The following is a 6,957-nucleotide window of genomic DNA, read 5'->3' as shown; positions in this document are numbered from 1 at the left end:
ACCAGCAGTAGGTGAAGCATCAACCAGATAATCCGATGAGATGCCGGTCTGTCTCACTCTCATGCAAAGGTAAGATCAACCATTTAATCCGCTTACCCAGAAATCCCAACAATGAAGATATCTGATTTTGCTTTCACCCACATAAAAGATAGAAGAACAATGATATCGAGAATAATTGCACTGACTAGTACCCAAGCTTTAGCTTGCACATCATCTCGTAAATGCTTGAACACTCCCCAGTGGATGAAGATATCCATTACGATATAAAAAACTACACCGATGGAGGCTATGCGGCTCAAATCGAAGAATATGGTAAGAAATATTGCGATGACTAACGTATAAATTAAGGAATGTCTTCTTATATCTCCCGGTAATGAAAAATGACGGTGAGGCACAAGTTGCATTGATGTAAGCATCGATAGCATTCTTGAAACAGCGAAGATGCTGGCAACGACACCGGAAGACGTGGCAATAATCGCGAAAGCTATAGTAAACCAAGCACCATACTGGCCGAATGCGGGTCGAGATGCTTCAGCAAGCGAATAATCTTTTGCCTGTATTATTTCGCCAATTGATAAATTTGCTCCTACTGCAACTGCGACAAAAACATAAAGTACCACACAAATCGATATAGAAATGACTATGGCTCTTCCTACATTTTTTTCTGGTTGTTTGAGCTCGCCTCCGCTGTTTGTAATTGTAGTGAATCCTTTGTATCCCAAAATACCAAGTGCCACGGCTCCGAGAAAACCGGTTGCGCTGGTATCTTGCGGTTGAGCTGAAACGCTCTCAAACGACAAACCGGTTGCCCACAGCCCACCAATTGCCAAAACTGCAAGTCCTGCTATTTTGATAAAAGCCATAATAAATGAGAGGGTCTGGATGAATTGATTACTCAAAATATTAACAATGAATGCCACAATAAGAAGACTCACGCCAAGCGCTGGTATAAGCCACTCAGCGCCCTGAGAGTCAAACAATTGTAGGACATAAGTGCCAAAAGTGCGGGCTACCAAACTTTCATTGATAACCATGGAGAAAAACATCAGCAATGCACAGGCACCGGTCAACAGACCTCTACCATAGGCTTTTTTCAGAAACATGGCGATACCACCTGCAGAGGGGTATTTCTGTGCCATTTTGATGTAACTGTATGAGCTAAACCCTGCAATTATCGCTGCAACTAAAAACGCAAAAGGAAACCATGTGCCTGCCAGCTCTGCTATTTGCCCGGTTAAAGCAAATATACCAGCACCTATCATTACACCAGTTCCCATCGATACCGCGCCCCAGAGGCTTAACGAATCTTTCCTGTTTGAATGCTCGTGTTCATTCATATTGGTTACTCCTTTATGTCATGTGAGCCTGAGTAACAACAAAAGCAACCTGCAGCAAATATAAGGACACAGGCCCATTACAAAACAAATTCGAAGACGTGTAGAAAGAAATAACTGGCAATGGCATACCAGTTATTTCATTTTTAGCGTAGGGCGTTTAAAACCAAATCCTTGCACCTAACACTACACCAGTTTCACTGGTTGACTTGCCTTCAGCCTTTAATGCATCAGCTGTATTTCCCAAAGCTTTGCTGTAATAAACACCGACATAAGGTGCTACCTCCCTCACTATTTCATGCCGATATCGCAAACCAATACGAATATTACTCAACCCGCTTTGACGGTCATACTTTTCAGAATCGGTGAGGTTGGCAACAACTTCCAGTCGCGGTTGCAGATAGGAAACTTGACTTAGTTGCCAGTCATATTCGGTTTCATTGATGAACTGCATGTCACCGTCTTCGTTAATACGCAGTGAATTTTCCATTTCAAACCAGTAAGGCGCTAGACCTTGATAACTGACCACCGCATAGTTTTCCATATCCGCATCGGATGACAGCTCTCCCTTTGTGCCCACACCAAATTGTATAGACCAAAAAGAAGAAACGAGATAACCGTACAACAGTTCTGCTCGTTCCAGATCAGTAGGCATTCCATCGTTTTGTGTATTTTCGCCTTCGCTTTTAAAAACAAGACGATGGTAATCTCCGCCATACCACGCCTGCATGTCCCAGACCGCTATATTTTGCTGCTCATCAGTGCGAGTATATTCAAGCCGGTCAAATAGAACTTGGCCAAAATATTCATTAGGAATAGGAGATGGCCAGTCATCTCTTGATTGAGCCAAAGCATTGTCAACGCTCAAAGTTAATGTTATTAGGCCTGCTATTAATATCTGTTTCATTTTAATCTCCTATGCGACCTGTACAACACGAAACATACCTGCTTCCATGTGGTATAGCAGGTGACAATGAAACGCCCACTCACCGGGGGCATCTGCGCTGATTTGTAACGAGACCTTCTCTCCAGGCTTGAGGCTGATCGTGTGTTTACGAGGTCTTGGATATTGGCCGTTTTCAAGTTCCATCCACATACCATGTAAATGAATAGGGTGATCCATCATAGTGTCATTAACCAAGATCAGACGTAGTCTCTCGCCATAATTGAAACGTACATATCCGTCTACTTCACTAAACTTTTTGCCATCGAACGACCACATGTACCTTTCCATATTGCCCGTTAAGTGAAGCTCAATTTGACGTTCCGGCTCTCTTTCGTCAGGCCAAGGACTTTCACCGACTAAATCTGTATAAACAAGGACACGATGTGGGCTGTCTTCCAAACCGATCCCAGGTTCATCCAACCTAGAGCTTGGATTTTTAGCAATCATCGCTGCACCAGCGCCGTGCCCGTCTTCGCTGTGGACAATGTCTATGCTTTCTACTGGGAGCTTTTTGGAGGGGGTCATTTCTCCTTCCATTTGGGTGCCATGCATTGTATGGGCGCTATGCTGCCCCATTCCTTTCATTTCACCTTTTGGAGCAGCCATGCCCGAGCTGTCGACCTTGGACTTATCCATATTCATGCCTTTCATACCAGACATGTCCATCCCCATCGCCGCCATGCCACGCTCTGTGATAACTCGCTGTGGGGGAACCTCTGCAGTAAGGCCAATTGACGGGGTTAGGGTGCCACGCGCATATCCACTTCTATCAAAACTTTCCGCAAAAAAGGTATAAGCTTTTCGCTCTTTTGGCTGAACGATTACGTCATAAGTTTCCGCTACTGCAATTCGAAATTCATCCACATTTACTGGTTTAACAGGCTGACCATCTGCAGCTACAACCGTCATTTCAAGCCCTGGGATGCGAAAGTCGAAATAAGTCATCGCAGAACCATTTATAATCCTCAACCGGATTTTTTCGCCTACTTTAAACAGGGCCTGCCAGTTGTCCTGTGGTGTCCGGCCATTCATTAAGTATGTATATGTACTGCCTGTAACGTCAGCTATATCGCGAGGGCTCATACGCATTGCACCCCACATAGCACGCTCTTCCCATGTATCGGCAAACCCTTTTTTCTTTACGTCTTCTAACGTGTCGAAAATAGTTCGCTTTTGATAATTGTAATAACCTTCCGCTACCTTCAGTTTTCGCATAACTTCATGGGGGTCTGAAAACGTCCAATCGCTTAAAATAATTGTATGTTCCCTATCAGCCCCAATGTCTCCATTTGCAGGGTCGATCACAAGAGGTCCTAAATGGCCCAACTGTTCTTGGAGGCCTGAATGACTGTGGTACCAGTAGGTGCCGTTTTGCTCGACATCGAATGCATATTTAAATGTTTCGCCAGGTTTTATTCCGGCAAAGGAAACTCCCGGAACGCCATCCATATCTGGTGGTAAAATAATCCCGTGCCAGTGTATTGAAGTATCTTGGTTAAGGTGGTTAGTTACATTGAGGTGCGCTCGCTGTCCTTCTTTCAATCTAATCAACGGGCCCGGCATTTGACCGTTGATCGTTATAGGTGAGCCCATATTTGAGCCTATTGGCAATTGCGCTTTTGACACATTGAGATTTTTAATATCACCTGTCAAAACTTGATCTTTAAAATGGCGACCAACAGGTGCTGCCCATAGAGGACTAACGTTGGTTAACGCAGCCGCAGCGCTCGAGGTTAGGGCACCGAGCACAAATCTTCTGCGACCGTTGTCGATAGAATTTTTCATAGTTTTTAGCCTTTGAATTGATACTAACTGGACGAAGGAAGTTCATCCATTTAAAAAGTATTACTAACTAAGTCAGTGCCTTAGGCTATCGGTGGACGAAAAGGTGGAGTGAAAATTTTGAAGGGAACAGCTAGAGCGATAATGTCATACTGCTCAGCAAACGTTGTTTCAAATTGACGAATGGGAACGTAAAAAAGACTTGTAAAGTGGTAGCAATTGGTAGCTATACACATACATCCATCATTGCAGCAACCTGATTTACCCGAATGCGAGGGGTGTCCATCAGTGTGAGCGCTTTGATGCTTAGAACTAGGTGAACTGCTACGTTTCTCCTCATGAGCGTCTGCGAATTTGTGAGAAACCTTAGTTAATGAGCTATGTTCATCCATTTTCATTTCACACGCATCAACTGGCACGGTAAACAGTACCAATAAATATCCAATGCATAGTGTGAAAATAATAGATCTCATAACTTTGTATTTGCTCTCAACCTTTACGCGACGTTATTCCCTTAGACAAGATAAGTCTTAAGGACACTTTAATCAATGACATTTGCTTGTAACTAAGATAAACAACTTCCTATGTAGTTAAACAAGCAGTCTTTTCAATCTTAAAAGCTGATAGAGTTACTTTTATTAAGTTTAGTCGATAAGCAACTCTTGTAACTAAAAAGATAACATGAGAAATGCGCCTGCTATCATAAAAATGTTTTCTGATAGTGAAACAAAACCTAACGGCACGTTACTGTCCCCACCGACACAAGCACATTTGAGCTCCCGTTTATCCACATATACTGCTTTAAAGACAGAAATTGCCCCAACGGTTCCTATAAATAGTGAAAATGGCGCAACAGCTATGGCAGGCAGTTGAGCTACCATTCCTATCCCCGCGTAGGCTTCAACAAATGGGTAGATGTAACCATATCGAAGCCACCTCATTGCCAACAAATCGTAGGTTATGAACGAATTTGTAAAACTATACAAATCCTTCAATTTTTGAACTGCAAGTAGTGTCATTGAGAAAGCAATAAAGAGAACCAGTGTTCTTATAGAGATGAAGTCTTCAGAAACAAAGAACTGGAATGCTAACGATAGCAGAGCTGCCACAGAAAAAATCGCAATAACAGGTGCATAAGTAGTTCCGTTCTGCCCCGCTTCTCCTTTCCCGAAGTATTTACGAAGCTCATCATATCCACCAATTCGCTTTTCTTCGATGAAGGTTTGAGGCGTCGTTTCTACACCATGCTTTTGCTTGAAATCATCGGTGTCATTACGTGAAGTAAGATGATTGTCTTCTACTAAATAGCCTTCTCGCTCTAGTAAGTCTTTTGACCTTAAACCGTAAGGGCAAATGTGCTCTTTAGTAACCATTCTATATAGGATAGCTTTCTTACTCATTTTCCTTTCCTTTATTCAATTTACCTTCAAATTGAGGAATTGGACGCTGTTCGGCCTGTTCCTGAGTTGTTGCCTTGCCATTCTTATTTATATCCTCTATCAACCACTCCATCTCCTTTATTTCCTTTCGCTGAGCTTTAATAATGCCGTTTGCTAATTCTCGTACGCGAACGTCTTCAAGGTTAGAACGCTCACTAGTCAAAATAGCTATAGAGTGATGAGGAATCATTGCTTTCGTGTAAGCGGTATCTGAAATGGTACTTTGTGAACGAACAAGATAGATACACAAGGCGAAAGTAAGTGCCGCTATTATAAAAATGGCTGTATTGAGTTTCTTGTTGCTATACATACCTAACATGAAAGCTAACATTATAATCGCCATGCCTGCCCCCATATAGAGTGCCATATAAGTCCTTGTCTCACTGAACCAGACATGCGAGATAGCGTAGGTATTTAAGTACATCATTAAAAACATCGCTACAGTTGAAGTTATTATCATTGCAGCGAACTTAGAGTATTTCATATGTAATCCTTACTTAAGAAATAGTTAATATTTGTAGATCTTTCTAACAAAAGAAAGCTTGAGAGAGGTTACAAACCAATCAATCTTAACTAGTCAAGTTTTGTACCAACAAGGAAATATTATGTTTTTGTCTATATTAATAGTTTTAGCTGCGCTGTTGAGCTGCGTAGGGCTGCATCTTTTTAATATTTCAGTAGTCGCGGACAATATCAGCGAGAGATTGAAGGGAGCTTGGATAAAAACACTGTCGGTAGTCGTTATTGCCATTTCGAGCCAACTTTTACTAGCAGTCATTTTTACTCTGGCGTATGAAATTGGACTTTATTTCGAGCTCGGCGATTTTAAGCAACCTGCCACTTCCATGGATATTTTTTACTTTTCACTAACTACGATTACTACATTGGGTCTTGGAAGTATCGAGCCGGACGGACATCTACGAATGATAGCAGGAGTTGAATCGGCTACAGGGTTTCTACTAATAAGCTGTTCAGCATCGAAAGTGTTCAAGCATATGTAATGTAAAAACTGTAACCTGAGAAGATGTAAACCTCACCCGTCAGGACTAGTTTTTAATGAAACAATGTTTCGCAAATTATTGTCTTTTTAGATACTAAAAAGCGAACAATAGAGCACTCTTTGCTTCTCTCTTAAAGAAGTTTGAGGGTATAGCTTAGCAAACGTTTCAGAACCAAAAGCACGGTTGAAAGCTGACTTTATTATCTCAAAACTGATTTAAATCTGGGCTATGATCTTGGCGCTTTTATTCGAGTCGCTTATGCAGATATATTTGGGATTACTATAGGAGCATACGCACAACTTCGGTAATTCCTTCATCCCTGATAACTCTAGTTTCCAAAAGCAGTTACAGCTTGAGTTCAAACAGATGAACATACGAGCTGCGCTGTGTGCATGTTCCGGCCCATTCCGATCACCCATTTCGGTTCAATCCGATCACTGATTTCGGTCTAATCC

6 protein-coding genes are annotated in these 6,957 nt (G+C 42.1%); 1 reads left to right on the top strand and 5 read right to left on the bottom strand.

The features are described 5' to 3' along the window. Positions 1-92: 92 nt before the first annotated feature. From BIZ39_RS19675 to BIZ39_RS19655, 5 genes are all read right to left on the bottom strand, one after another. Positions 93-1,337: an APC family permease gene (locus BIZ39_RS19675; protein ID WP_187447811.1), complete on the bottom strand. Its 1,245-nt coding sequence runs from the start codon at positions 1,335-1,337 to the stop codon at positions 93-95. 157 nt (positions 1,338-1,494) lie between these two features. Then, positions 1,495-2,241, bottom strand: a complete 747-nt coding sequence (locus tag BIZ39_RS19670; protein ID WP_014978041.1) for a copper resistance protein B — start codon at positions 2,239-2,241, stop codon at positions 1,495-1,497. Between the two features lie 9 nt (positions 2,242-2,250). Then, a complete protein-coding gene (locus BIZ39_RS19665; protein ID WP_014978042.1) occupies positions 2,251-4,065 on the bottom strand; it encodes a copper resistance system multicopper oxidase in 1,815 nt (604 codons plus the stop codon). A 665-nt stretch (positions 4,066-4,730) separates the two neighbouring features. Then, positions 4,731-5,462: a MauE/DoxX family redox-associated membrane protein gene (locus BIZ39_RS19660; RefSeq protein ID WP_168463279.1), complete on the bottom strand. Its 732-nt coding sequence runs from the start codon at positions 5,460-5,462 to the stop codon at positions 4,731-4,733. After that, the gene (locus BIZ39_RS19655; protein ID WP_168463280.1) at positions 5,455-5,985 is read right to left on the bottom strand and encodes a DUF305 domain-containing protein; all 531 of its coding nucleotides are present in this window, start codon (positions 5,983-5,985) and stop codon (positions 5,455-5,457) included. The genes BIZ39_RS19660 and BIZ39_RS19655 overlap by 8 nt, the downstream gene beginning before the upstream one ends. A 121-nt stretch (positions 5,986-6,106) precedes the next feature. Here BIZ39_RS19655 and BIZ39_RS19650 point away from each other — a divergent pair, with 121 nt between their 5' ends. Beyond that, positions 6,107-6,502, top strand: a complete 396-nt coding sequence (locus tag BIZ39_RS19650) for an ion channel (protein ID WP_014978045.1) — start codon at positions 6,107-6,109, stop codon at positions 6,500-6,502. Positions 6,503-6,957 lie beyond the last annotated feature (455 nt).

This window comes from Alteromonas sp. BZK5 (assembly GCF_014349115.1).
Classification (GTDB): domain Bacteria; phylum Pseudomonadota; class Gammaproteobacteria; order Enterobacterales; family Alteromonadaceae; genus Alteromonas; species Alteromonas macleodii.
The sequence above is the reverse complement of the archived record's forward strand: the minus strand, read 5'-3'. Positions and strand labels throughout refer to the sequence as shown.